This window comes from Pseudomonas allii (genome assembly GCF_055380095.1).
Map to the genome: position 1 here is coordinate 258,172 of NZ_AP039450.1, position 23,405 is coordinate 281,576.

Annotated in this window: 25 protein-coding genes and 1 pseudogene; 6 read left to right on the forward strand and 20 right to left on the reverse strand. The window is 60.5% G+C overall.

Annotation, left to right across the window (positions count from 1 at the left end):
• Positions 1 to 55: 55 nt before the first annotated feature.
• The 8 genes and pseudogenes from ACZ445_RS01185 to ACZ445_RS01220 form a co-directional block, all read right to left on the reverse strand.
• Positions 56 to 906, reverse strand: a pseudogene (locus ACZ445_RS01185) (EamA family transporter).
• Positions 907 to 1,014: 108 nt separating this feature from the next.
• On the reverse strand, positions 1,015 to 1,371 hold the full coding sequence (locus tag ACZ445_RS01190; protein ID WP_058424849.1) for a DUF1493 family protein: 357 nt from the start codon (positions 1,369 to 1,371) through the stop codon (positions 1,015 to 1,017).
• 269 nt (positions 1,372 to 1,640) lie between these two features.
• Positions 1,641 to 2,285 (reverse strand): DUF1493 family protein, encoded by a 645-nt coding sequence (locus tag ACZ445_RS01195; protein ID WP_093528387.1) that lies wholly within the window; start codon positions 2,283 to 2,285, stop codon positions 1,641 to 1,643.
• A 4-nt stretch (positions 2,286 to 2,289) separates the two neighbouring features.
• On the reverse strand, positions 2,290 to 2,772 hold the full coding sequence (locus tag ACZ445_RS01200; protein WP_464707921.1) for a hypothetical protein: 483 nt from the start codon (positions 2,770 to 2,772) through the stop codon (positions 2,290 to 2,292).
• A gap of 123 nt (positions 2,773 to 2,895) precedes the next feature.
• A complete protein-coding gene (locus ACZ445_RS01205; protein WP_179030253.1) occupies positions 2,896 to 3,042 on the reverse strand; it encodes a hypothetical protein in 147 nt (48 codons plus the stop codon).
• 25 nt (positions 3,043 to 3,067) lie between these two features.
• Positions 3,068 to 3,367 (reverse strand): hypothetical protein, encoded by a 300-nt coding sequence (locus ACZ445_RS01210; RefSeq protein ID WP_058424799.1) that lies wholly within the window; start codon positions 3,365 to 3,367, stop codon positions 3,068 to 3,070.
• Positions 3,368 to 3,539: 172 nt separating this feature from the next.
• A complete protein-coding gene (locus ACZ445_RS01215) occupies positions 3,540 to 4,139 on the reverse strand; it encodes a putative adenosine monophosphate-protein transferase Fic (RefSeq protein WP_179030252.1) in 600 nt (199 codons plus the stop codon).
• Complete coding sequence (locus tag ACZ445_RS01220; protein WP_016979054.1) at positions 4,139 to 4,309, reverse strand: YhfG family protein; 171 nt, start codon at positions 4,307 to 4,309, stop codon at positions 4,139 to 4,141. Before ACZ445_RS01220 ends, ACZ445_RS01215 begins: the two co-directional genes overlap by 1 nt.
• 175 nt (positions 4,310 to 4,484) lie before the next feature.
• Between ACZ445_RS01220 and ACZ445_RS01225 the strand changes: the two genes are divergently transcribed.
• The 3 genes from ACZ445_RS01225 to ACZ445_RS01235 all read left to right on the forward strand — a co-directional run bounded on the left by ACZ445_RS01225 (position 4,485) and on the right by ACZ445_RS01235 (position 8,277).
• Entirely contained in the window at positions 4,485 to 5,660 is a 1,176-nt protein-coding gene (locus ACZ445_RS01225) for a tetratricopeptide repeat protein (RefSeq protein ID WP_179030251.1), read from the forward strand.
• A gap of 222 nt (positions 5,661 to 5,882) precedes the next feature.
• Positions 5,883 to 7,820, forward strand: coding sequence for a RecQ family ATP-dependent DNA helicase (locus ACZ445_RS01230; protein WP_058424796.1), 1,938 nt, complete (start codon positions 5,883 to 5,885; stop codon positions 7,818 to 7,820).
• Between the two features lie 22 nt (positions 7,821 to 7,842).
• Entirely contained in the window at positions 7,843 to 8,277 is a 435-nt protein-coding gene (locus tag ACZ445_RS01235; protein ID WP_464707922.1) for an acyl-CoA thioesterase, read from the forward strand.
• A gap of 33 nt (positions 8,278 to 8,310) precedes the next feature.
• Here the strand turns inward: ACZ445_RS01235 and ACZ445_RS01240 are convergent, their stop codons facing one another.
• From ACZ445_RS01240 to ACZ445_RS01255, 4 genes are all read right to left on the reverse strand, one after another.
• The gene (locus ACZ445_RS01240) at positions 8,311 to 8,787 is read right to left on the reverse strand and encodes a glycine zipper domain-containing protein (protein WP_058424794.1); all 477 of its coding nucleotides are present in this window, start codon (positions 8,785 to 8,787) and stop codon (positions 8,311 to 8,313) included.
• Between the two features lie 384 nt (positions 8,788 to 9,171).
• A complete protein-coding gene (locus tag ACZ445_RS01245) occupies positions 9,172 to 11,520 on the reverse strand; it encodes an FdhF/YdeP family oxidoreductase (protein ID WP_058426241.1) in 2,349 nt (782 codons plus the stop codon).
• Positions 11,517 to 12,356, reverse strand: a complete 840-nt coding sequence (gene fdhD / locus ACZ445_RS01250) for a formate dehydrogenase accessory sulfurtransferase FdhD (protein WP_464707923.1) — start codon at positions 12,354 to 12,356, stop codon at positions 11,517 to 11,519. The genes ACZ445_RS01245 and fdhD overlap by 4 nt, the downstream gene beginning before the upstream one ends.
• 97 nt (positions 12,357 to 12,453) lie before the next feature.
• Positions 12,454 to 13,341, reverse strand: coding sequence for a LysR family transcriptional regulator (locus tag ACZ445_RS01255; RefSeq protein ID WP_464707924.1), 888 nt, complete (start codon positions 13,339 to 13,341; stop codon positions 12,454 to 12,456).
• A 132-nt stretch (positions 13,342 to 13,473) separates the two neighbouring features.
• Between ACZ445_RS01255 and lysM the strand changes: the two genes are divergently transcribed.
• Positions 13,474 to 13,914, forward strand: a complete 441-nt coding sequence (gene lysM / locus ACZ445_RS01260; RefSeq protein ID WP_464707925.1) for a peptidoglycan-binding protein LysM — start codon at positions 13,474 to 13,476, stop codon at positions 13,912 to 13,914.
• 108 nt (positions 13,915 to 14,022) lie between these two features.
• On the opposite strand, the gene yrfG is transcribed toward lysM, so the two are convergent.
• Positions 14,023 to 14,685: a GMP/IMP nucleotidase gene (gene yrfG / locus ACZ445_RS01265; protein WP_058426238.1), complete on the reverse strand. Its 663-nt coding sequence runs from the start codon at positions 14,683 to 14,685 to the stop codon at positions 14,023 to 14,025.
• Positions 14,686 to 14,772: 87 nt separating this feature from the next.
• Between yrfG and nudE the strand changes: the two genes are divergently transcribed.
• Positions 14,773 to 15,339: an ADP compounds hydrolase NudE gene (gene nudE / locus ACZ445_RS01270; RefSeq protein WP_464693887.1), complete on the forward strand. Its 567-nt coding sequence runs from the start codon at positions 14,773 to 14,775 to the stop codon at positions 15,337 to 15,339.
• Entirely contained in the window at positions 15,336 to 16,172 is an 837-nt protein-coding gene (cysQ, locus tag ACZ445_RS01275; RefSeq protein WP_058426236.1) for a 3'(2'),5'-bisphosphate nucleotidase CysQ, read from the forward strand. Before nudE ends, cysQ begins: the two co-directional genes overlap by 4 nt.
• A gap of 127 nt (positions 16,173 to 16,299) precedes the next feature.
• On the opposite strand, the gene ACZ445_RS01280 is transcribed toward cysQ, so the two are convergent.
• Genes ACZ445_RS01280 through rfbB form a run of 7 tightly spaced genes read right to left on the reverse strand, consistent with a single transcriptional unit; the run spans position 16,300 to position 23,362 of the window.
• Positions 16,300 to 16,755, reverse strand: coding sequence for a YiiD C-terminal domain-containing protein (locus ACZ445_RS01280; RefSeq protein WP_310863155.1), 456 nt, complete (start codon positions 16,753 to 16,755; stop codon positions 16,300 to 16,302).
• A gap of 26 nt (positions 16,756 to 16,781) precedes the next feature.
• Positions 16,782 to 18,158 carry a sigma-54-dependent transcriptional regulator gene (locus ACZ445_RS01285; RefSeq protein ID WP_058426234.1) on the reverse strand — a complete coding sequence of 459 codons (1,377 nt, stop codon included), beginning with the start codon at positions 18,156 to 18,158 and terminating at the stop codon, positions 16,782 to 16,784.
• Positions 18,155 to 19,963 carry a sensor histidine kinase gene (locus ACZ445_RS01290; protein WP_464693888.1) on the reverse strand — a complete coding sequence of 603 codons (1,809 nt, stop codon included), beginning with the start codon at positions 19,961 to 19,963 and terminating at the stop codon, positions 18,155 to 18,157. Before ACZ445_RS01290 ends, ACZ445_RS01285 begins: the two co-directional genes overlap by 4 nt.
• A gap of 36 nt (positions 19,964 to 19,999) precedes the next feature.
• On the reverse strand, positions 20,000 to 20,869 hold the full coding sequence (gene rfbD / locus ACZ445_RS01295) for a dTDP-4-dehydrorhamnose reductase (protein ID WP_464693889.1): 870 nt from the start codon (positions 20,867 to 20,869) through the stop codon (positions 20,000 to 20,002).
• Positions 20,866 to 21,411, reverse strand: a complete 546-nt coding sequence (rfbC, locus tag ACZ445_RS01300) for a dTDP-4-dehydrorhamnose 3,5-epimerase (RefSeq protein WP_058426231.1) — start codon at positions 21,409 to 21,411, stop codon at positions 20,866 to 20,868. Before rfbC ends, rfbD begins: the two co-directional genes overlap by 4 nt.
• On the reverse strand, positions 21,408 to 22,283 hold the full coding sequence (gene rfbA, locus ACZ445_RS01305) for a glucose-1-phosphate thymidylyltransferase RfbA (protein WP_058426230.1): 876 nt from the start codon (positions 22,281 to 22,283) through the stop codon (positions 21,408 to 21,410). The genes rfbC and rfbA overlap by 4 nt, the downstream gene beginning before the upstream one ends.
• The gene (gene rfbB / locus ACZ445_RS01310; RefSeq protein ID WP_058426229.1) at positions 22,280 to 23,362 is read right to left on the reverse strand and encodes a dTDP-glucose 4,6-dehydratase; all 1,083 of its coding nucleotides are present in this window, start codon (positions 23,360 to 23,362) and stop codon (positions 22,280 to 22,282) included. The genes rfbA and rfbB overlap by 4 nt, the downstream gene beginning before the upstream one ends.
• Positions 23,363 to 23,405 lie beyond the last annotated feature (43 nt).

The following is a 23,405-nucleotide window of genomic DNA, read 5'->3' on the forward strand; positions in this document are numbered from 1 at the left end:
TCAGTCGTTGTGAAAAAGCCGCCTCTTGTGAGGCGGCTTTTTTGTGCGCGACGGATTAGTCGGCAATATGTAAAACCACCGCGCCGACCAGTACCAGGACAACCCCCAGTAACTGCACCGCCGACAACCGCTCCTTGAAAAACACGAACCCCAGGATCGCCGCGATCCCGCCTGACAACGTACTGATTACCGTCACCACCGACACCGACCCCGCCATTGCCCCCCACGAAAACGCCGAGAACCCACCCAGGTTCATCACGCTCGCCCCAGTCAGCGTCGCGCAGTTTTTCAGCGGTGGGATTTTGAGGCCGTCCTTGATCTTCAACACCATCACCAGCAGCACGCACAATCCAACCAGGTAACCCAGCCACAACATGGTGATCGGCCCCAGCGCCGGCAATGTGTAGCGGCCTTGCAGCCAGAAGCTGGTGCCATACAGCAAGGCGGCCAGCATGGCGTAGGCGATGGACAGGCGTGGACTGTTATGGGGGCGCCGTTGTCCTTGTGGATGCTGGAGAAGATCACGCCGATCACACACAGGACGATGCAGCCCAGTTGCGTCGGGCTGATGTGTTCACCGCTGGCCCAGGACAGCAAGGTGGTCACCACGCCGTAGGAGGTCACCAGCGGCGCCACGATGGCGGCTTTGCCCAAGGCGAAGGCCTTGGACAGTGCAAGAGCGCCGGAGACAGTGAGCAGGGCGGCAGCGATGCCCAGCAGCCAGACGCTCAGCGCGGCGTCGAGGGCTTTGAACAGGAAGGTCGGGAGGATGACCAGCAGCAGGGTCATGATCAGGAAGCCCAGCGCCTGGCCGAAATACACCGCGCGTTTTACGCCCACGGCGCGGGCGTTGAGGCCCACGAGAAAATCCGTGCCGCCCCACAGCAGGGCGGCCAGCAGGCCCATTGTCACGTCCATGTAAGGTCCTTGTTGTTTTGAGCACGCTCATCGAATGTGGGAGGGGCTTGCCCCCTCCCACATTTGAGTACCGGTGTGCCTGGAATTTGTGTTCGCTCAGCTCAGGTTTTCCAGCGTCTGCGTGTCCCAGCTGTGAGTCTTGATCGCCAGGTAGAGCATGCCGATGGTCAGCGGCACTTTTTCGCCGCGCCCCTTGGCCCGACGCTTGAGGAACACATCAAACACCGGCGGGTTGAAGTAACGATAAGTGTCGTAGTCACCCAGGTCGAGGGCAAATTCCTGCTCCAGCGCTTCCATCAGTTGCTTGGCCTCACTGCCGTCACAGCCCAGGTCGAAGTTGATCGAGGTTTGCAGGCGGATCGTCTTGTGTTTAGGCAGGCCGATTTCTTCGTGCAAAAGCTGCAAGAGTTGCTGCATGACGGGGTCTTCGGGGAAGTTGGGGGCGAGGTTCATGGTGGGGGCACGCAGGAGTGGGTGAGGGGATCGGTTGCGGTGGATCTGGTATTGGTTTCGAGTGAGGAAGAGTGCCAAGCCTATCAAGAATACGAAGACAGGTAGGAAAGGCATTCTGAGGATCACCGCGACGTAGGGTAGTAGGAACGTCAAGGTGAAGCCTGTTGCAAGGAATGTGAGGGCGAAGCGCTTTCTGAGGGTGCAGTCGGTAATTTGATAATGAAGTAATAGGTAGAGCCCGAGGAAGCAGACTAATTGCAGGTAGAGATTCACAGTATCTGATCCCCCTTCGCTTCGAGTGTCTGGGTATCCCAATACTTGGCTTTGACGGCTTGGTAGAGCATGCCAATGGTTAGAGGGCGCTTTCCCACGCTGCCTTTTTCCACATATCGCAAATACGCGTCAAAGCCTCGACGCTTGAAGTAGCGGTTGCCGTTGTAGTCACCTGGTCGCATGCCGAAATCGTGCTTAAGTAGTGCCATCAATTGCTTGGCTTCGGCACTGTTACATCCGAGGTCGTGGTTGATTGATGTGTTGAGGGTGATGGTTTTGTGTTTGGGCAGGCCAATGCTTTCATGCAAAATTTGCAGGAGGTGCAGCATGAGCGGGTCATCAGGAAAGTCCGGCGCAAGGTTCAAGGTTGGGGCGATTAACAAAGGGTGGGTGGTTTTAGTCCTGCAATAGATATGTTGGGTGCTCAATAACCCGATGCCTGTCACGAAGGCGATTATCGGCATGCTTTCAAGCTGTGCCTCTCTGATCCAGGAGGTGGCATACAACAGAAGTGCAGGGCCAGTTACCAAGAGGTAGAGTCCAAGCCATCTTCTGAGTAAGGGCCGCTTTATTGTTCGGTCGACTAGGGTGGCCAGTACGAGAAGCAGCAGCAGGTTGGTCCACTGGGTGTATTCATTCATTGCGCTAGCCACCCTGGAACTGCCGGACCATGGCCGACAGCGACCGCTGAGGTCCAATTCCGCCGTTGACCTGTGCGTCGAGGCCGATAACTACATCGCCGGCGTGATAGCTGCGAATGATCCCTTTAATAATCAGGCCAGCGGCTGCACCAGCGGCGAACCCAACGGCAGGAGATGCCAGGCTCATGGGTGCTGATACGGCGCCGCTGATTAATCCCGCAACGATCTCCCCACGAATGTTGAGTAAGTCAGCCTGTGTCCGGGTCAGCGGTTTGGATATGGCGACAGTCATTTTGCAAGGCAAATCGCGAGGGAGCATTTTTCTATAGATATCTACGAGTCTTTGGCGCAACTCGTTTGCAGAAGTACCTGCTTCCAGCAGGCAGAGGCTCGCCAGTACCGGGTGATTGGCAGGCGAGACGATAAGGCGCAGCACCGTGAAAGTGATGCCGTAGTGGCCAATGTATTGAGTCCTTTCGATGTTCACGGGTAATTTGCCGGGGCTGTTGAAAGGGCGCCAGTTTCAGTCAGAGAAAGGTGAGATTTATAGAGGGGTGGGCAGGAGTTTTAAGCAGTTTCGGAAGGGGATGTCGCGGTATTTGGAGGTTTCTTACAGGGCTTTCCGGGATTTTTTGTTTGGCAGTGATTTTCGGTGGTTAAAGCGTTCAGTTGTAGGAGCGAGCTTGCTCGCGAAGAACCCCAGGGCGCCGCAGTTTTCCAGGTTCACCGCGTCATCGTTGACGATCTTCGCGAGCAAGCTCGCTCCTACAAAAGGTTAGAGCTTAAGTGTATGGCTGTTGAGGTTGTAGCTGCACGTGCTGCGCTGCTTCCAGCAAATCACAGCCGTCCTGAACGAGCAGGTACAGGGCGTTAGTGATGTGGGAAATGTCTTTGAGGTCTGCGTGTTCGAAGGTCAGGCAGGAGAAGGTTTCCAGCAAGTCTGTGGCAGCGCGGATGCGTTGATGCGCGGCGGACTGGATGTCTTCGGCTTTGGCTTGTGTGTCGATGATAAGCGGGTGGGTGTCGGTGAAGTTGGTGCGAAGAACGCGATAGCGATTGGTTGAAACGTTAGGTTTTGTCATTGCAGTGTTCCAATACAGATTCAAAGAAATACGCCAAACGAGTTGGCATGTTTTGTCTCTGCTGTTTTTCGAGTGACCAAACCCGGCCGCTGATTTGGCAGCGACGAAGCGAACCTTAGAAGTGAGCCAGTTTCCGGGCAATAAACAGATGGTTTAACTGTGCACGGTCCGCTCAGGCACCGACCGGCCTACTGACACACCGCTCAAAAATCGCCTCCAACCCCCGATAATCACAGGCCACCGCATCAATATTCGCGGGTATCCACGCCGCGTGTTTCACCAGCCACCAGTTCACGGAAAACCCGGCATTCACGATGATCTGCTCGAACAAAATCCGTTGCGCCCGGCCGTTGCCTTCACGGAAGGGGTGGATGACGTTGAGGTCGCCATAGGCTTCGGCAATCTGCGTCACCAGCTCGGCCTGGCTCGCCCCGACATACCAGTTCGCTGCCTCCATTTGCCGGATGATTTTCGCCGCTTCCGGCGGGATGCGTTCCGGGGTGCAGAACAGGGTGTCGCCTTTCTGGATGTTGACGCTGCGCAGTTCGCCGGCCCAATCGTAGAGGTCGCTGAACAGGATGCGGTGGATGTGTTGCAGGCGTTCGAGGTCGTAGGGCGGAGGGAAGAGGGGGAGGTTGCCTACGGCGATTTCGGATAATTCCCGCTCGGCCTGGTGCAGCCGGGGTTCATCGAGCAAACCGAGGCGGTTGCGCAGGACGCTGCTACCGGGATAGCAGTACGGGTCCTGGCCCACCCCATATTTGTCGAGCATCAGCGTGGGGTGTTGCGGTACTTGGCAAGGACGGCTTCGCGGGTCGGCAGTGGTTTGTCGACGTCGGCCGGTTGGGTGTCGAACCCTTCCAGGCGCAGGCTGGCCAGGTAATTGGAACGGCGGATCTTGTGGTAATGATCCTGTTTTTGCTCAAACGTCGGTTCGCTCATGGCAGCGTACTCCTGGGTAGCAAGGCTTGATTGTAGCGCAATGCGTCAACGGGCAGGCGGGATAAAAACCACGTCACATTCTGTATAAATAATCCTCCAGTGGGCGCATTTAAGAGTATGTTTCACCGCAAAATCTTGCAGGGCGATTCCGCCCGCTACTTAAAGGGAGTTAAGCATGGGTTTGCTGCGTGTTGCTTCGGCGATGTCATTGTGTGCGGTCGCGTTTTCAGTCCAGGCGGCGCAATTGCCGATTGAAGTGCTCAGTGCGGTGGTCAAGGACCAGAAGATCGCGGATGCCGAGGTGTTGCTGCAACGCAACGGTGCGCAGAACGTAGTGGGCCGCACCAACGCCCAGGGCCAGGTGACCCTCACCAGCGAAGCCGCAGATGACGCCACCAATCTTCTGATCATCAAGAAGCCTGGCTACTCGAACCTGGTGGTGAAGTGCCCGTGCGCCGGCATGACGTATGCCATCAGCCCGGTGATGGAAAACCTCGACGGCCTGCGTGTGGTGTTGACCTGGGGCAAGACCCCGGAAGACCTCGACTCCCACATGATCTTCCCGGGCAACAATATCTATTTCGAGAACAAGACGGGCACCGACGCCGAACTGGACGTGGATGACGTCGACAGCTACGGCCCGGAAACCATCACCCTGCAGAAAAAACACTACGGCGAAAGCTACGTGTATGCCGTGCATGACTTCACCAACGGCGGCAATCCCGGTTCGCGCCAGCTGTCCAACAGCGAAGCCAAGGTGTTCGTGTACATGGGCCAATCGCTGGTACGCACCTACTACGTGCCGAAAAACCGCAGCGGCAACCTGTGGACCGTATTCCGCATGACCGGCAGCGGCGATTTCCAGGACATCAACACCTTCAGTGGCGTGACGGTTAACGCGGCGAACGTGCTCAACGAAGTCAAACCGTTGCTGGATGACAGCGTGGCCGTTACCGCTGTTGCGGTCAGCTCTTCTGCACAAGCCGATGCGAAACGTCTGAACGTGCAAGGTGAAGCGGCCTACCAGGCCGCCAAGCTGGACCAGGCCATCGATCTGTTCCGCCAGGCTATCGAGCTGGACAACGGTTTCGGCAAGGCCTACGGCAACCTGGGCCTGGCGTATCAGAAGGCCGGCAACACCGCCGAGTCGATCTGGGCCAACCGCAAGGCTATCGCCCTGGCAACCGGCGCGAACGCTGCGACGGTGCGAGCGGGCGCCTACTACAACATTGCGCGGATCTACGAAGCGGCGGGGCAGTTCCCGGATGCGTTGCGTCACTATCAGTTGGCTAAGGAGCAGAAGGCCAACCCGGTGTATGACACGGCGATCGAGCGGGTGCAGAACCGCTGATTCAGCCCTGATACAGAACTAAATTGTGGGAGGGGGCAGGTCCTCTCCCACATCGGGTTTGTATCCTTCCTGTTCCTCCCTCGGATTATTCCCACTTCGGCCTAGGCCATCCTTCGCCCTGTGTATCATCCTGTCTCTTTTTTCCATGCGACCTTTCTCGATTCGCCGAGATTCCCAGGCTATGTTTTTGAGCCAACTCAGCGGTCAATGGAGTGACAGCCTATGCACGACACCCTCCAACAGGTCTTTGGTTATCCACAGTTTCGCCTGGGCCAGGAAGAAACGGTCAGCGCCATATTAGCGGGGCGTTCGGCGGCCGCTATTTTCCCTACCGGGTCGGGCAAGTCCCTGTGTTACCAGCTGTCGGCGGTGCTGCTGCCGCACCTGACGCTGGTGGTATCGCCGCTGTTGGCGTTGATGCAGGACCAGCTGGGTTTCCTGCAGCGCCATGGCATTTCGGCGGGCAGTATCGACTCGGCCCAGAGCCGCGATGAGGCCAATGAGGTCATGGCCCGTGCGCGGTCGGGCGAACTCAAGATTTTGATGATTTCGGTGGAGCGCTTGAAGAACGAGCGCTTCCGTAACTTCCTGCAAAGTGTGCGGATTTCATTGTTGGTGGTGGACGAGGCGCATTGCATTTCCGAATGGGGCCACAACTTCCGTCCGGACTATCTGAAACTGCCGGACTACCAGCGTCAGTTCAATATCCCACAAGCACTGCTGCTGACGGCGACAGCCACGCCCAAGGTGATTGCCGACATGCAGGCCAAGTTCGCCATTGCCCCGGACGATGTGGTCACCACGGGCTTCTACCGGCCCAACCTCAACCTGCTGGTGGAGCCGGTCAGCGGTGCGGACAAGCGTCGCCGGCTGGTGCAGTGGATGAATGAGCGCGTCGGCCAGCCGAGCATTGTTTACGTTACCTTGCAGAAAACCGCCGAGCAGATTGCCGAGCACCTCAATCGCAACGGCATCCAGGCCGAGGCCTATCACGCGGGGCTGCCCCACGATAAACGCGAGGGCATCCAGCAGCGCTTCATGGGTGGACGCTCCAATTGCATCGTCGCCACCATCGCGTTTGGCATGGGCATCGACAAGAGTGATATCCGCAACGTGGTGCACTTCGACTTGCCCAAGTCCATCGAGAACTACAGCCAGGAGATCGGCCGGGCAGGGCGTGATGGGCAGCCATCTGATTGCCTGGTGCTGGCCAATCGCGACAGTCTCAACGTGCTGGAAAACTTCGTCTACGGCGATACGCCGGAGCAGGAAGGTATCCGGCGGGTGCTGGAAGAGTTGCAGGCCGCGCGGGGCGATGGGCAGTGGGAGTTTTTGCTCAGGTCCCTGTCGGACCTCAGCAATATCCGCGAGCTGCCGTTGAAGACGCTGCTGGTGCAGTTGGAGCTCAAGGGCGTGATCGCGCCGCGCTACGCGTTTTATGCCGAGTACCGTTTCAAATACCTGGTCGAGCCTGAGGCTTTGCTGGCACGTTTCTCCGGCGAGCGGCAGCAGTTTGTCGCGGCGATCATCCAGGTGTGCAATCGCGCGAGGACCTGGGTGACAGTGGATTTCGACGCGCTGTATCAACAGCATAATGCCGAGCGCAATCGGGTGGTGAAGGCACTGGATTACTTCCAGGAGCAGGGCCTGATCGAGCTGGAAAGCAAGCAGATGACCGAGGTCTATAGCCTGCTGGAGACCGATTTCGATCCACAGGCGTTGAGCGCTGAGTTATACACAGGCTTCAAGCAGCACGAGGTGGGAGAAGTCGCGCGGATTCACGCGATGCTCGATCTGTTCGCCACCGAATACTGCCTGGGGCAGCGACTGGCGAAGTATTTCGGTGATGAAAATGCTCCCCAGCGCTGCGGACATTGCTCGGTGTGCCACGGCCAGGTTGCGTACCTTCCGCCGCCGCCGGGCTTGCCGCCACTTGTGGATAAGAACTTCATGGGGCTGTGCGGTGATTTTATCCACAGGCATCATGAACACACCGGGCTACTGCCTGGCGCGGAACGTCTGACGCGTTTCCTCGGGGGCATCAGCGTGCCGCTGTTCACCAGGTTGAAGGCGCGAGGTATTCCTGGGTTTGCTGTGCTGGAGGACTACCCGTACGCCGAGGTACGCGAGTGGGCCCAGGCCCATTTGAATGATCTGTAACTCACTTTCACGAGATGACCCGATGCCTGACACCGTACCGCAACGCGCCGATTACCCTCACTTCCAGCCGATCATCACGCGCTGGCACGACAACGATGTGTTTGGCCATGTGAACAACGTGACCTACTACAGCTTCTTTGACACGGCAGTGAATACCTACCTGATCGAGCAAGGTGGTTTGGATATTCATGACGGCGACGTGGTGGGGTTTGTGGTGAGTTCAGCGTGTGATTACTTTGCGTCGATCGCCTTTCCCGAGCGCATTGATATCGGCCTGCGGGTGGGCAAGTTGGGCAACAGCTCAGTGCAGTACGAGTTGGCGGTGTTCAAGACAGGCGAAGAAGAGGCCTGTGCGGCGGGGCGGTTTGTGCATGTGTTCGTGGATCGGGAGTCGAACCAGCCTGTGACGATTCCGGGGCGGTTGCGCGAGGCGTTGCAGCGGTTGGTCACGCTGTAGGAGCCGGCAAGCCGGCTCCATATTCAGCAACTATCAGTCGCGGTAGTGATGCTTGTTCTTGCGATGCCCATAGGCATGACCGCGCCCACGATGATCGTCACGGTCATAACGACGGTGATCACGCCCGCGGCTGCGACGGTCGTCGTCATCGCTCTTGTTGCCCATGTAGTTGCCCAGTGCGCCACCTGCACCACCGCCGGCCGCTGAGCCGATCAGTGCGCCGGTGCTGCCGCCGACACTGCGGCCTACAACGTTGCCGCCCGCCGCGCCCAATGCGCCACCAATGGCGGCTTCGCCACGGCTGCGCTTGTCAGCGCCCACCGCACTACCACCCGCGCCACCCAAGGCTGCGCCGATGGTCGAACCGGTGTTGCCGCCTAGCTGCTGGCCAACGACCGAACCCAGAACCCCGCCCAATGCGCCGCCCACACCGGCTTCGGTGGTGCCACCGGCCATGGCTGCGCCACTGACCAGGCCAAGGGACAACAAGAGAATCGAGGAGAACTTCATTAGGGAAACCTCAAGAGGATGACGGCGCGATCCTGAGGCTGTATCTGGATTGTGACAATAGAAATCCGACCAGTAACACGAGTTGTACACAATTCCATAACTTACTGTTTTTACTAGGGAACTTAAGTCGAATTCGTGAGTCTTTAGCTACTTCGGAACGGCCGCTTTTATGCAAAAGCGGCCTTTTTTGTGCCCGGAATTTGTACGGCGGTCGGCTTTTCTGTGGCGAGCGGGCTTGCCCCGCGTTGGGCTGCGAAGCAGCCCTGAAACCTGGCACAGCGGTTTGGTTTTAATGGGGCCGCTTCGCGGCTCAACGCGGGGCAAGCCCGCTCGCCACAACAAGCCCGCAGGCCAATACAAGTCTGCCCACCACAACAGTCATGATCAGGCCGAGCGCGCCATGATCAAGCCGTTGTCACTCGCCGCTTCCAATCGGATCGCCACGAACTTCGACGTGGGTGTGTGGCTGCCATCCCCGGTGCTTTCCAGCGGCACCAGCGGGTTCACTTCCGGGTAGTAAGCCGCAGCCTGCCCGGCCGGGATATCGAACGCCAGCAAGGTAAAGCCCTTCACGCGGCGCTCACGACCGTCTTCCCACAACGACACGATATCGGCCTTCTGCCCCGGCTTGAAGCCCAGGCGGATAATGTCGGCTTCGTTGACGAACAGCACGTCACGCTGGCCCTTGACCCCACGGTAGCGGTCGTCCAGGCCATAGATGGTGGTGTTGTACTGATCGTGGGAGCGCATCGACTGCATGATCAGGTCCGGTACGCGGCCGGTCGCGTGGGTGCGTTCGTGGATCAGGTCCTTGGGCAGGATGTTCGGGCGGAAGTTGGCACGGCCCGACGGGGTGTTCCAGCGGCGCGCGCCCGCGGAGTTGCCCAGGTAGAAACCGCCCGGATGCTTGATCTTCTCGTTGAAGTCCTTGAAGCCGGGAATGGTGTCGGCAATCAGGTCGCGGATGCGGCTGTAGTCGGCCACCAGCCAGTTCCAGTCCACCGGCTTGCTGCCCAGGGTCGCGGCAGCGATACCGGCCAAAATTGCCGGCTCGGATTTCATCAATTTCGACAGCGGCTGCAGCTGGCCATTGGAGCCGTGGACCATGCTGAATGAGTCTTCCACCGTCACCGCTTGCGGGCCTTCGGCTTGGATGTCGATGTCGGTACGGCCCAGGCACGGCAGGATCAGTGCATCTTTGCCGTGCATCAAATGGCTGCGGTTGAGCTTGGTGCTGATCTGCACGGTCAGGTCGCAATTGCGCAGGGCTTCGAAGGTGCGTGGGCTGTCCGGCGTGGCTTGGGCGAAGTTGCCGCCCAGGCCGATAAACACCTTGGAGCGGCCTTCGAGCATGGCGTGGATCGCTTCTACCACGTTGTGGCCGTTTTCACGCGGTACCTGGAACTGGAAGCGACGCTCCAGAGCGTCGAGGAATGCCACCGGTGGGCGTTCGTTGATGCCCATGGTGCGGTCGCCTTGCACGTTGCTGTGGCCACGCACCGGGCACAGGCCGGCGCCTGGGCGGCCGATATTGCCGCGCAGCAGCATCAGGTTGGCGATTTCCTGGATGGTCGGTACCGAGTGGCGGTGCTGGGTGATGCCCATCGCCCAGCACATGATCACGTTCTTGCCTTTGGCGTACATGCGCGCCGCTTGCTCGATCTCGACCAGGGTCAGGCCGGACTGTTCGACGATCTCATCCCAGGAGGTGTCGTCGATCTTGCCCAAGTAATCCAGGACGTTGGCGGTGTGTTCGTTGAGGAAGTCGTGGTCGAACACGGCCTCTTTGCCTTCGGCCTGGGCCTGGCGCTCCCACAGCAGCAGGAACTTGGCCATGCCGCGCAGGATGGCCATGTCGCCACCCAGCGCCGGGCGGAAGTAGGCGGTATTGGTCGGCTTGTCGCCGTTGGTGAGCATTTCCAGCGGGTGTTGTGGGTGCTGGAAGCGTTCCAGGCCGCGCTCTTTGAGTGGGTTGATGCACACCACCTGGGCGCCGCGTTTAACCGCTTCACGCAACGGTTCGAGCATGCGCGGGTGGTTGGTGCCAGGGTTCTGGCCCCAGACGAAAATCGCATCGGCATGTTCGAAGTCATCAAAGGTCACGGTACCTTTGCCGACGCCTACGCTTTGCGCCAGGGCAACGCCGCTGGCTTCGTGGCACATGTTCGAACAGTCCGGGAAGTTGTTGGTGCCGTAGGCGCGCACGAACAGCTGGTACAGGTAGGCTGCTTCGTTGCTGGCGCGACCCGAGGTGTAGAACTCGGCCATGTCCGGGCTAGGCAGGGCGTTGAGGTGCTTGCCGACCAGGTCGAAGGCTGCTTCCCAACTGATGGGTGTGTAGCGGTCGGTTTCAGCGTCATAGCGCATCGGCTCGGTCAGGCGACCCTGGTATTCCAGCCAATAGTCGCTCTGTTCCAGCAAGGCGGTGACGCTGTGCTTGGCGAAAAATGCACCATCCACGCGGCGCTTGGTGGCTTCCCAGTTAACCGCCTTGGCACCGTTTTCGCAGAACTTGACCATGCCGCTTTCCGGCGAGTCACCCCAGGCGCAGCCCGGGCAGTCGAAGCCGCCGTTCTGGTTGGTCTTGAGCATCATGCGCAGGTTTTTCAGCGCGTTGTCGCTGGTCAGCCAGGCCTGCGCCACGCTGATCAGTGCGCCCCAGCCGCCGGCCGGGCCTTTGTAGGGCTTGTAGCGCGGGGTCGGGGTTTGGTCGGCTTGGTGATGCTGGCTCATGGCTGGTTCTCCATCGCAGGGCTGTAGACCCGCGGCGCACTTTTCTGCGGCAGGTGGATGAGATTGAGGTTGTGTCGGCGCGCCCATTGCAGGGCGAGGCCGGTGGGTGACGACAGGCTGACCAGGGTCTGGATACGCGCGCGCAGGACTTTCTGGATCAACTCCAGGCTGCAACGGCTGGTAACAATCGCCAGGCCGCCTTCGGTCGGAATTTTTTGGCGGATCAATGCACCGATCAATTTATCCAGGGCGTTGTGCCGGCCGATGTCTTCGCGGCCCAGCAACAATTCGCCTTCGCCGTTCATAAATACGGCGGCATGCACGGCGCCGCTGTACTGGCCCAAGGGCTGGAACGCGCTGATGCGTTGGCGCAGGCCGTCCAGCCACTCGGCGGGCGGCAATGGCGCGCCCGGCAACACGTCTAGGTCGGGCAGCGCTTGTTCGACCGCTTCCACGCCGCACAGGCCGCAGCCACTGGTGCCGGCCAATTGGCGGCGCTGCTGCTTGAGGTTCCAGAAAGCGCGGCTGGAGATCTGCACCTGAGCGTACTGGGCAGAGCCCGATCCGCTGAGTTTGAGGTCATAAATGTCGCTAACGTCGGCGATAATGCCGCTGCCGACGCTGAAGCCGACAATGAAGTCTTCCAGGTCCGTCGGCGTTACCAGCATTACCGCTTGGCTGATGTCGTTGTAGGCAATCGCCAACGCCACTTCCTCGGCCAGGGCTGTGCTGGCGAAATCCGTGTGTTCGAGATTGCAATACTGATAGCTCTGGCTGGCGGCGGGCGCTGGCGTTTCAAGAGCAGGCGCCGCGCAGACTGGGCGCTTGGGGTTCATGGGGCAATACCACCGGCGGATTGATCAGTGTTTAGACTAGGCGCGACAAAGCGTCGCGTCTAATTGCCAGTACTGATCTACCGATAGATGACGTCGATCAATGCTCGTTTTGCGATTTCTGATACAGCGCGAAACACGCCTCGGCCAACGCCGAGCGCGGCGCACTGCGGCGCATGATCAGGCCCAGGCAAGCGAGGGTGTGGGCGTCTTCGATCGGCTGCAGGCGCAGGTGCTCGGTGAGTGCGTCCAGGCCACCGTCCAATGGCATCACGGCGCAGCACAAGCCGCCATGCACGGCTTGCAACAGCTGATGGACGGCATCGGTCTGCAACAGCGGCTGCGGGTTGAGCCCACGGCTGTGGAAGTTGTGGTCGATGGACTGGCGAAAGTGCATGCCGCTGGTGAGCATGCCCAGCGGCAGTTCGATCAGGGCTTCCCAGCTCAACGGCGTGTCGCCAAAGCTGAAGAAGCGTTGGTCGTAGAGCAGACCCATGCGGGTTTCGCCCAAGGCCAGGGAGTCGAAGCGCTCGTTGTCCAGGCGCTCCAGGTAAGACACGCCCAGGTCCAGGCGGTTGCTCGCCAGTTGCTCAAGGATCTGTTCGGAACTGAGCGCGGACAGCTCGAAGCGCAAGTTCGGGTGCTCTTTATGCAGTTGCTGCATCAACGCCAAGGGATCGAAGCTCGACAGCGGCACCACGCCCAGGCGCAATGTGCCGACGAGGTTGCCGCGACAGGCGGCTGCTTCGGCCTGCAAGCCGTCATACGCCGCCAGCACCGTACGCGCCCAGGCCAGCACGCGTTCGCCTGGGGCGGTAAAGCCCTCGAAGCGCTGGCCGCGATTGACCAAGGGCAGGTCCAGCTCTTCTTCAAGGCTGCGCAGGCGCATCGACAGGGTCGGTTGAGTGATGTGGCAACGCGCCGCCGCCTGGCCGAAGTGACGGGTTTCGTCGAGGGCGATGAGGAATTTCAGCTGTTTGATGTCCATCTTCGCTCCAGGGCTTATTCCAATGGCGGGGGGATTCTAGCGCGTTTGGGTCTTTTGCCGGGCTGGAACCCAAGTCTGTAGGACTGGTCTAGTCTTGGGCATCTGGAATTCAATTAACAAGGAGCGCGCACTATGAGCATTTTCAGCTTTATCAAGGAAGCCGGCGAAAAGATTGTCGACCTGTTGACGCCGGGTAATGCAAACGCCAGTGAGCAGTTGAAGGAGCACGTGTCCAAAGTGGGTCTGGGTAATCCGAATGTGCAGACCACCGTGGATGGCGACAAGGTGACCGTGACCGGTGAAGTCGCCACCCAGGAAGAGAAAGAGAAGATCCTGCTGGCGTTGGGCAATATTGCCGGTGTGGCCAGTGTGGATGACCAGATCACCGTAACCGACCCGGCGGTTACCGCCGCCCGTTTCGTCGTGGTGAAAAAGGGCGACACACTGAGCGCGATTTCCCTGGCGGTGTATGGCAACGCTAACCAGTACAACAAGATCTTTGAGGCTAACAAGCCGCTGTTGTCGCACCCGGACAAAATCTACCCAGGGCAGACGCTGCGTATTCCGGAGTAAAACGCAGGACGAAATGTGGGAGGGGGCTTGCCTCCGATGGTGGTGTGTCAGTCACTGAATGTGTCTCTGATGCACTGCCATCGGGGGCAAGCCCCCTCCCACATGGGTTCAGAGTCCGGCAATGAGATCCCGGTAGTCTTCGACTGCTGCAAATTCTTGTGTGTCCTTCGGCCCTTTCTTGCTGTCCGGCTCCTTCACCGCCAGCAAATGCCCCACGCCAAACGCCTGGGCGCTGCGCAGTATCGGCAAGGTGTCATCGATAAACAAACTACGTGCCGGGTCGAAGCCGATATCGGCTTGCAGTGCATCCCAGAACAGCGGGTTTTCCTTGGCGAAACCATAATCGTGGGAGCTGATCAATCGTTCGAAATACGGCGCCAGTTCAATGCGTTCCAACTTCAATGACAGCGAATCACGATGAGCGTTGGTGATCAGGATCACACGCTTGCCAGCCTGGTTGATCGCCGCGAGGAAGGTGTCGGCGTCCGGGCGCAGGGCGATCAGGTGCGCGGTTTCCAGCTTGAGTTCGCGCACCGGGATCTTCAGCTCAGTGCTCCAGAAATCCAGGCAATACCATTGCAACTGTCCGGCGTTACGCTCGAACAGCGGCTGCAACTCCATCTCGGCCATGGCGCGGCTCACGCCATGCAGCTCGGCGTAGCGCTGGGGCAGGTGTTCCATCCAGAAGTGGTTGTCGAAATGCAGGTCGAGCAGGGTACCGTCCATGTCCAGCAGGACAGTGTCGATGGCGTGCCAGGGCAAAGAGGGCATGGGGCGGTCTCATGTAAGTAAAGATATCCGACACAGACAATCGGAAAAGCCACGGTATAGTAACCCGATCACGCCAAGGAGCCGCTCATGCGCCAGAAACCCACCGTCCTCGCCCGCGAAATAGTCGCCAGTAGCCGTTTGTTCCGCGTGGAGGAAGTGCAATTGCGCTTTTCCAATGGCGTTGAGCGGACCTACGAGCGCCTGGTGGGCCGCGGTGCCGGCTACGGCGCGGTGATGATCGTGGCGATGATCGACGCGGAGCATGCATTGCTGGTGGAAGAGTACTGTGGCGGCACCGACGAATATGAGCTGTCCTTGCCCAAGGGCTTGATCGAGCCCGGCGAAGACGTGCTGGCGGCGGCCAATCGCGAACTCAAGGAAGAGGCCGGCTACGGCGCACGGCAGTTGGAGCACCTCACCGAACTGTCGCTGTCGCCTGGCTACATGAGCCAGAAAATCCAGGTGGTACTGGCCACCGACCTCTATGAAGAACGCCTGGAAGGCGATGAACCTGAGCCGATGCGTGTGGACCGGGTCAACCTGCGTGAGCTGTCGATGCTGGCGCAAAATGAGCAATTCAGCGAAGGCCGCGCCCTGGCCGCGCTGTACCTGGTACGAGACCTGTTGACCCAGCGAGGAGCGTTTAGCGCATGAGCGAACTGTTTTTAGGCCACCCGTTTATTGCCCCGGTGATCGAGCTGGCCCGTCAGGCCGGTGAAGTGATCCTGCCGTACTGGCGCGCTGACGTGGCCGTTACCTCCAAAGCCGATGATTCGCCAGTGACGGCAGCGGACTTGGCCGCTCACCACCTGATCCTGGCCGGCCTGACCGCGCTGGACCCGAGTATTCCGGTGCTGTCCGAGGAAGATGCCGATATCGACCAGAGCGTGCGCGCCGGCTGGCAGCGCTGGTGGCTGGTGGACCCGTTGGACGGCACCAAGGAATTCATCTCCGGCAGCGAAGAATTCACCGTGAACATCGCCCTGATCGAACAGGGCCGCGTGGTGTTCGGCGTGGTCTCGATGCCCACCAATGGCCGTTGCTACTTCGGTGGCGCCGGTTTGGGCGCCTGGCGCTCCGATGTAAATGAAGCACCCAAGCCGATCCAGGTGCGTGAAGCACCGGCAGCGGGCGAGTCGTTTACCGTGGTCGCGAGTCGCCGGCACACCAGCCCGGAGCAGGAGCGTTTGCTGGGCGGGCTGAGCGAAGGCCTGGGCGCGTTGAAACTGACGAATATCGGCAGCTCGCTGAAGTTCTGCCTGTTGGCCGAGGGCAGTGCGGACTGCTATCCGCGCCTGGCGCCGACTTCGCAGTGGGACACGGCTGCAGCCCAAGGCGTGCTGGAAGGCGCGGGGGGTGAAGTGTTGGAGTTGAGCGGTGAGCCGTTCAGCTATCCGGCGCGGGCATCGTTGTTGAACCCGTTCTTCCTGGCGTTGCCAGCGAAGGCCGCCTGGCGTGAACGGTTGCTAAACCTGGCGAGATCTTAAGGTCACATCAGATCAAATGTGTGTGCGGGCTTGCTCGCGAATGCGGTCTGTCAGCTGATGAAAGTATCGACTGACCCTGCGCATTCGCGAGCAAGCCCGCTCCCACAGTGGTTTTGTGTTGTGGTTTCTAACGGTGCAGGACGTATTGGCCGGTGAAGTTGACCGCATGCTCTTCACTGCCCTCATTCACAACCCACGTCTCCAGCGTCAACCGTGCGCGACCATAGCGCTTGTAGGTTGCCACAAACCGTTTCCACACTTTTTCCTCCGGTGCCTGGCACACCACCGTCGCATCCCGCGTGACCGGTAGCGGATAGCTGATCTGCCCTTCCTGAATCACGATATGCCCGTCTTCAATCCCTTCCTCGCGCAATTGCAAGTGCAGCCAGCCCCAACCCGCCAGCACTGCGCCGCAATACAGGCTGCCGCCGAACATGGTGCTCTTGTGGTTGATGTTGGCTTGCAAGGGCAGGTGCAGTTCCAGCCGCCCGTGTTGCCAGTCGAGCACCCTGAGGCCCATTTCCCGGGTGAGGGGGATGTCGTGGTGCAGGATGGATTCCAGGTAACGGCTGTCGCGGCTCATGGGGGCCTCTTGGTGAGTGGGGGCGGTCATTCGTCATCGCCGCTTTGGTTGGCGAAATTCAGGCCGTGCTTGCGCAGCTTGTCGTGCAAGGTCTTGCGCGGTACGCCGAGGGCTTCGGCGAGGCTGCGCATGGAGCCGTGGGGGCGGGTCAGCTCGGCGGCGATCAGGCTTTTTTCGAACTGCTCGACCTGTTCGCTCAGGCCACCCGAGGTGGACGTCAGCACACCGGCGGCAGGGTTGTCCGGCGTTGCATCCAGTGCCAGCTCCAGCCCCAGGGCAAAGCGCTCGGCGGCGTTCTGCAATTCGCGCACGTTGCCCGGCCAACTGTGGCGCAGCAGCAGCGCGCGCTGGCCGGGTTGCAGTTCGTGCAGCGGCAGGCCGTGACGGCTGCTGGCTTCATCGGCGAAGTGCTGGAACAGCATCAAGGCATCCTCACCCCGCTCACGCAGTGGCGGAATACGCAGCGGCGCGACGTTGAGGCGGTAATACAAGTCGGCACGGAAGCGGCCCTGGTCGGCGGACTGGCGCAGGTCTTCCTTGGTGGCGGCGATGATGCGGATATCCAGTGGGATCAGTTGATTGCCGCCCAGGCGCTCCACCACCCGCTCCTGGAGCAGGCGCAAGAGTTTGACCTGCACGTCCAGGCTCATGCTTTCGATTTCATCGAGGAACAAGGTGCCGCCGTTGGCGAACTCGAACTTGCCGATGCGACGTTTTTGCGCGCCGGTGAAGGCACCCGGCTCGTGGCCGAACAGCTCGCTTTCGACCACCGATTCAGCCAGCGCCCCGGCGTTGATCGCCACGAACGGCCCGCTGCGGCGGCTCGACAGGTCATGCAGCGCACGCGCCACCACCTCTTTGCCGGCACCGGTTTCGCCAAGAATCAGCACATCGGCCTTGGTCGCAGCCAGGGCGCCGATCTGTTCACGCAGGCGCAGCATTTGCGGCGAATGCCCGACCAGTCGCGTGCTCAATTGCTGACGATCGCTGAGGGCCAGGCGCAAGCTGCGGTTGTCCAGTACCAGGCGGCGCAGGGCCAGGGCACGGCGCACGCTGTCGAGCAGGGCGTCGCTGGCGAAGGGTTTTTCCAGAAAATCATAGGCCCCGGCGCGCATGGCCTGCACTGCCAGCGGTACATCGCCGTGGCCGGTGATCAGCAGCACCGGCAGGTCCGGGTCCTGGCCGTGCAGTTCGGCGAGCAGCTCCAGGCCGTCCATGCCGGGCATGCGGATATCACTGACGACCACGCCAGGCCAGTCCCGCGACAGGCGCGCCGTGAGGCCGCTGGCTTCGCCCAGGGTCAGGACTTTCAGCCCGGCCAGGTCCAGGGTCTGGCACAGGGCCTGACGCAGGTGTGGATCGTCGTCGATCAACACCACCTGAATCTGGTTATCGATACTCATACACTGCGGTCCTCGGACGGTTGCAGACTGACGCCCGGCGAGCCGGCACGCAATTTCAAGGTTAACAGCGCGCCGCCTTCCTTGTGGTTGGCAAACAGCAGTTCGCCGCCGAAGGCACGCATCAGGGTCTCACAGATCGCCAGCCCCAGGCCCAGGCCCTGGGTGCGCGTCTTGGTGGTGTAGAACGGCTCGCTGGCGCGACCCAAGGCTTCCATGCAAAAACCCGGGCCGTTGTCACGAATGTACAGGTTGACGCCCTGTTCGGTGGTTTCGGCACTCAGCCAGAGTCTGCGCGGCGGGCCTTTTTCGGTGAGGGCATCGAGGGCGTTGGCGAGCAGGTTGCCCAGCACCTGGCGCAGACGGGTTTCGCCGGCCTGTACCCAAAGGGTGGCTTCCGGCAAATCGCGGATCAGTTCCACCTCCATCGACCTTCGCCGCTTGGCCAGCAACGCCAGCGCATCGTCCAGCGCCGGTTGCAGAGCCACGCTTTCGGGCGCATGGCGGTCGCGGCGGGCGAAGGCGCGCAAGTGGGCGATGATCGAGGCCATGCGCCCGGTCAGTTCGCTGATCAGCTTGAGGTTGCCGCGGGCGTCATCGGTGCGTTCATGGTCGAGTAGGATTTCGGCGTTTTCCGCGTAGCTGCGAATCGCTGCCAGGGGCTGATTGAGTTCGTGACTGATGCTCGCCGACATGGTGCCCAGCGCCGACAGTTTGCCCGCTTGCACCAGGTCGTCCTGGGCACGTACCAGCTCCTGTTGGGCGTGTTCGCGCTCCAGCACTTCCTGTTTCAGGCGCCGGTTGAGGCCTTCCAGGTCACTGGTACGCTCGACCACCCGCGCTTCCAGCTCGCGCCGGGCCTTGGCTTCGAACGCAATGCGCTCCAGGTAGTGACGGCGACGTTGCATCATCAGGCCTAGCAGCAACATCAACACCAGCAGCGTCGCGCCGCCGACGGCAACCACGGTGCGCACCGGACGGTTGATCAAAGAGCGTGGCGCAAGGATTTCCACATTCCAGCCAGTTTCGGCGATGGCCGTGGATTGGCGCAGCCACGCGGTGCTGCTCAGGCTCAACGGCTGCGGATCACGGGTCGGGTAGGGCTGGATAGCGATGATGGCCTGACGTTCTTCGGCGGTCAGCGGGCGGGTCGCGCGGAATCGCCATTGCGGGCGCGAGGTCAGGATCACCACGCCGTTGTGGTCGGTGACCAGCAGTTGTTCCGGGGTGTTGCCCCACAGGCTTTCGGTGTGGTCCAGGTCGACCTTGACCACCAGTACGCCGATGATCGTATCGCCGTCACGTACGGCGGCGGCGAAAAAGTAACCGCGCTTGGCCGATGTAGTGCCCAGGCCGAAAAACCGCCCCAGGCGCCCGGCCATGGCTTCGCTGAAATACGGGCGGAACGAGAAATTGCGCCCGACAAAGCTGTCTTGTTTATCCCAGTTGGACGCCGCCAGGGTCTTGCCGGTGGTGTCCATCAGGTACATCACTTCCACCCCGGCCTGGGCAGCGACGTCCTTGAGCAGCAGGTTGGCGTTGACCAGGTTGGTGCTGACGTTGGGCGCGTCCAATGCAGTGCGCAGGGCCGGCAGGTCACCCAGGATTTGCGGCAGCACTTCATAGCGGTGCAGGGTGCCGAGCAGGTTGGCGACATACAGGTCGAGGGTCTGGCGGTTCTGCCCGGCCAGTTCGCTGCGGTAATAGCGCTCGGCCAGATGCTCCAGCGGCCACAACAGCGGTGCCAGGCACAACGCCAAGAGGGCGAGGCTGCGCCAGCGGGGTCTACGCGGGAGGGGTGGAGTCATGGGAGTCGTGCGCCTGTGGGTACAGGCGCATTATGCCTAGTGCTGCTGTGCAAGACACTCGTGCAATGCGTCTTGCCAATGTGGCTGGCTGACGTGCCACTGTTGGTGCAAGCGGCTGCAATCGAGGCGTGAGTTCAGTGGGCGCTGGGCGGGCGTCGGGTAGGCGCTGGAAGGGATCGGCTCCAGCTCGGCACAGGCTTTGCCCTGATTGCGCAGATGCTCGCCGATGGCCTCGGCAAAACCGAACCACGACGTTTCGCCTTGGGCGGTCAGGTGATACACCCCCCATTCCCCCGCTGTGCCTACTTGCCAGCGTTCGATCAACGCAAGCGTACTGTCGGCGATGCTGCCGGCCCAGGTTGGTGCACCGATTTGGTCGGCGACGATGCGCATCTGCGGCTTTTCCTGCAGCAGGCGTTGCATGGTCAGCAGGAAGTTCTTGCCGTGGTTGGAGTAGACCCAACTGGTGCGCAGGATCAGGTATTGGCCACCTACGGCCGCAATCGCCTGCTCGCCGACCAGCTTGCTCTTCCCATAGACGCCCAGCGGGTTCGGCGTGTCGGCTTCGGTGTAAGGCGCCGGTTTGCTGCCGTCGAACACGTAGTCGGTGGAATAGTGGATCAGCGGGATGCCCAGGGCCTTGGCTTCCTCGGCGAGAATGCCGGGGGCGATGGCGTTGATGGCAAATGCGGCGTCCGGTTCGCTTTCGGCCTGATCGACAGCGGTGTGAGCCGCTGCGTTGATAATCAGGCTGGGGCGGTGGGCGCGCACTTGCTGGCGGATCTGCTCTGCATTGGCCAGGTCAAGCTGGTCGCGGCCCAGGACGATGAGTTCGCCCAGGCCCTGGAGGCGTTGTTGCAGTTCGCGGGAAACTTGGCCGTGCTGGCCACAGATCAGGATCTTCATGGGAATACGTCGGCTTCCATCAAGGGTTTAGCTGCCTGGTCCTTGGCGGACAACTGCGGCGCTTCGGTCAGTTGCCAATCGATGGCCAGCGTCGGGTCATTCCACAGGATGCTGCGTTCGGCGCTGGGCTGGTAGTAATCGGTGGTTTTGTACAGGAACTCGGCGTAATCGCTCAGTACCACGAACCCATGGGCGAAACCTTCCGGCACCCACAGCTGGCGATTGTTCTGTGCTGACAGCCGCACGCCGACCCACTGGCCGAAGTTCGGCGAGCTGCGGCGGATGTCCACGGCCACGTCCAACACTTCCCCGGCGATGACGCGCACCAGTTTGCCCTGGGTGTGTTCGAGCTGGTAGTGCAGGCCCCGCAGCACGCCTTTTTGCGAGCGCGAATGGTTGTCCTGCACGAAGTCACGCTTGAGCCCGGTGGCCGCTTCAAAGGCGCGGGCGTTGAAACTTTCGTAGAAAAAGCCGCGTTCATCGCCGAACACTTTGGGTTCGAGGATCAGCACGCCGGGCAAAGTGGTTTCAACAACGTTCACTTGTTCTCTCCGGCCAGCATGTACAGGTACTGTCCATAGCCGGTCTTGCCGAAATACTTGGCGCGTTCCAGCAGGTGGTCGCGGTCGATCCAGCCATTTTCGTAGGCGATTTCTTCCAGGCAGGCCACTTTCAAACCCTGGCGGTGTTCAATGGTCTGCACGTACTGCGAGGCTTCCAGCAAGCTGTCGTGCGTCCCCGTATCCAGCCAGGCAAAGCCACGGCCGAAGCGCTCTACCTGCAGGTCGCCGCGCTTGAGGTAGGCGTTGTTGACGTCGGTAATCTCAAGCTCCCCTCGAGGCGAAGGCTTGACTGCCTTGGCGATCTTGATCACGTCGTTGTCGTAGAAGTACAGGCCGGTCACTGCGTAGCTTGACTTGGGCTTCGCGGGTTTTTCTTCGATGGACAGGGCACGGCCTTCGCTGTCGAAGTCGATCACGCCGAAGCGCTCCGGGTCCTTGACCCAGTAGCCGAAGACAGTAGCGCCCGTCGGCCGCTTGGCGGCGCCGAGCAATTGCTCGCCGAAGTGCTGACCATGGAAGATGTTGTCACCCAGGATCAGGCACACAGGGTCATCGCCGATGAATTCTTCGCCAATGATGAAGGCCTGGGCCAGGCCATCTGGGGTTGGCTGTTCGGCATAACTGAAACGTACGCCAAACTGGCTGCCATCGCCCAGCAGGTTGCGATACTGCGGCAAGTCCACCGGTGTGGATATCACCAGAATCTCTTTGATCCCCGCCAGCATCAGTACCGAGATCGGGTAGTAGATCATCGGCTTGTCATAAACCGGCAGCAGTTGCTTGGACACGCCCAGGGTAATGGGGTGCAAACGCGTGCCGGAGCCGCCGGCCAATACGATTCCCTTCATCATGCAATCAGATCCTTAAGGTCGGTGTTGCCCAAACGTTCACCCTGGTAACTGCCGTCCTGGACCCTGCGGCACCATTCCAGGTTATCCAGGTACCACTGCACGGTTTTGCGCAGCCCTGTTTCAAAGGTTTCTTCGGGGGTCCAACCCAGCTCTCGCTCGATCTTGCCTGCATCGATGGCATAGCGCTGGTCATGGCCCGGGCGATCCTTCACGAAGGTAATCAGGTCGGTGAACTGCTCGACACCGGCCGGGCGCTGTGGCGCCAGTTCTTCGAGCAGGGCGCAGATGCCGCGTACCACGTCGATATTCTTCTGCTCGTTGTGTCCGCCGATGTTGTAGGTCTCGCCGACCACGCCTTCGGTGACCACTTTGAGCAATGCGCGGGCATGGTCTTCGACGAACAGCCAGTCGCGCACCTGCAAACCATCACCGTAGACCGGCAGCGGCTTGCCCGCGAGGGCATTGAGTATCACCAGCGGGATCAGCTTCTCGGGGAAGTGGAATGGCCCGTAGTTGTTCGAGCAGTTGGTCAGCAGCACCGGCAAGCCGTAGGTGCGCTGCCAGGCGCGGACCAGGTGATCGGACGCGGCCTTACTGGCCGAATACGGTGAGCTGGGTGCATAGGGTGTGGTTTCAGTGAACAGGTCGTCCACGCCATGCAGGTCGCCGTACACCTCATCCGTGGAGATGTGATGGAAGCGGAACGCGCGCTTGGCGGGCTCGTCGAGCGTCTGCCAGTAGGCACGGGTGGCTTCCAGCAAGCTGTAGGTGCCCACGATATTGGTCTGAATGAAGTCCGATGGGCCATCGATCGAGCGGTCTACATGGGACTCGGCCGCCAGGTGCATGATCGCCTGGGGCTCGAAGCGCTTCAGTACGGCACTGACAGTGGCCTGGTCGACAATATCGGCCTGGACGAACTCGTAGCGGCTGTTGGACGCGATGCTGGTCAGCGATTCCAGGTTGCCGGCATACGTGAGTTTGTCCAGGTTGAGCACTTCGTGCTCGGTGTGTTGAATCAGGTGGCGGATCAAGGCGGAGCCAATAAAACCGGCGCCACCGGTGATGAGAATGCGCATGTCAGAGGCCCTTTTCCTTAGACGGACATTAAGCGAATGGAGC

Bases quoted from the DNA above. Each gene is read 5' to 3' on its own strand.
- ACZ445_RS01190 (WP_058424849.1), bottom strand. From the start codon at position 1,371: ATGAACCTCGCCCCCAACTTCCCCGAAGACCCCGTCATGCAGCAACTC.
- ACZ445_RS01195 (WP_093528387.1), bottom strand. From the start codon at position 2,285: ATGAATGAATACACCCAGTGGACCAACCTGCTGCTGCTTCTCGTACTG.
- ACZ445_RS01210 (WP_058424799.1), bottom strand. From the start codon at position 3,367: ATGACAAAACCTAACGTTTCAACCAATCGCTATCGCGTTCTTCGCACC.
- ACZ445_RS01215 (WP_179030252.1), bottom strand. From the start codon at position 4,139: ATGCTCGACAAATATGGGGTGGGCCAGGACCCGTACTGCTATCCCGGT.
- ACZ445_RS01220 (WP_016979054.1), bottom strand. From the start codon at position 4,309: ATGAGCGAACCGACGTTTGAGCAAAAACAGGATCATTACCACAAGATC.
- ACZ445_RS01225 (WP_179030251.1), top strand. From the start codon at position 4,485: ATGGGTTTGCTGCGTGTTGCTTCGGCGATGTCATTGTGTGCGGTCGCG.
- ACZ445_RS01230 (WP_058424796.1), top strand. From the start codon at position 5,883: ATGCACGACACCCTCCAACAGGTCTTTGGTTATCCACAGTTTCGCCTG.
- ACZ445_RS01235 (WP_464707922.1), top strand. From the start codon at position 7,843: ATGCCTGACACCGTACCGCAACGCGCCGATTACCCTCACTTCCAGCCG.
- ACZ445_RS01240 (WP_058424794.1), bottom strand. From the start codon at position 8,787: ATGAAGTTCTCCTCGATTCTCTTGTTGTCCCTTGGCCTGGTCAGTGGC.
- ACZ445_RS01245 (WP_058426241.1), bottom strand. From the start codon at position 11,520: ATGAGCCAGCATCACCAAGCCGACCAAACCCCGACCCCGCGCTACAAG.
- fdhD (WP_464707923.1), bottom strand. From the start codon at position 12,356: ATGAACCCCAAGCGCCCAGTCTGCGCGGCGCCTGCTCTTGAAACGCCA.
- ACZ445_RS01255 (WP_464707924.1), bottom strand. From the start codon at position 13,341: ATGGACATCAAACAGCTGAAATTCCTCATCGCCCTCGACGAAACCCGT.
- lysM (WP_464707925.1), top strand. From the start codon at position 13,474: ATGAGCATTTTCAGCTTTATCAAGGAAGCCGGCGAAAAGATTGTCGAC.
- yrfG (WP_058426238.1), bottom strand. From the start codon at position 14,685: ATGCCCTCTTTGCCCTGGCACGCCATCGACACTGTCCTGCTGGACATG.
- nudE (WP_464693887.1), top strand. From the start codon at position 14,773: ATGCGCCAGAAACCCACCGTCCTCGCCCGCGAAATAGTCGCCAGTAGC.
- cysQ (WP_058426236.1), top strand. From the start codon at position 15,336: ATGAGCGAACTGTTTTTAGGCCACCCGTTTATTGCCCCGGTGATCGAG.
- ACZ445_RS01280 (WP_310863155.1), bottom strand. From the start codon at position 16,755: ATGAGCCGCGACAGCCGTTACCTGGAATCCATCCTGCACCACGACATC.
- ACZ445_RS01285 (WP_058426234.1), bottom strand. From the start codon at position 18,158: ATGAGTATCGATAACCAGATTCAGGTGGTGTTGATCGACGACGATCCA.
- ACZ445_RS01290 (WP_464693888.1), bottom strand. From the start codon at position 19,963: ATGACTCCACCCCTCCCGCGTAGACCCCGCTGGCGCAGCCTCGCCCTC.
- rfbD (WP_464693889.1), bottom strand. From the start codon at position 20,869: ATGAAGATCCTGATCTGTGGCCAGCACGGCCAAGTTTCCCGCGAACTG.
- rfbA (WP_058426230.1), bottom strand. From the start codon at position 22,283: ATGATGAAGGGAATCGTATTGGCCGGCGGCTCCGGCACGCGTTTGCAC.
- rfbB (WP_058426229.1), bottom strand. From the start codon at position 23,362: ATGCGCATTCTCATCACCGGTGGCGCCGGTTTTATTGGCTCCGCCTTG.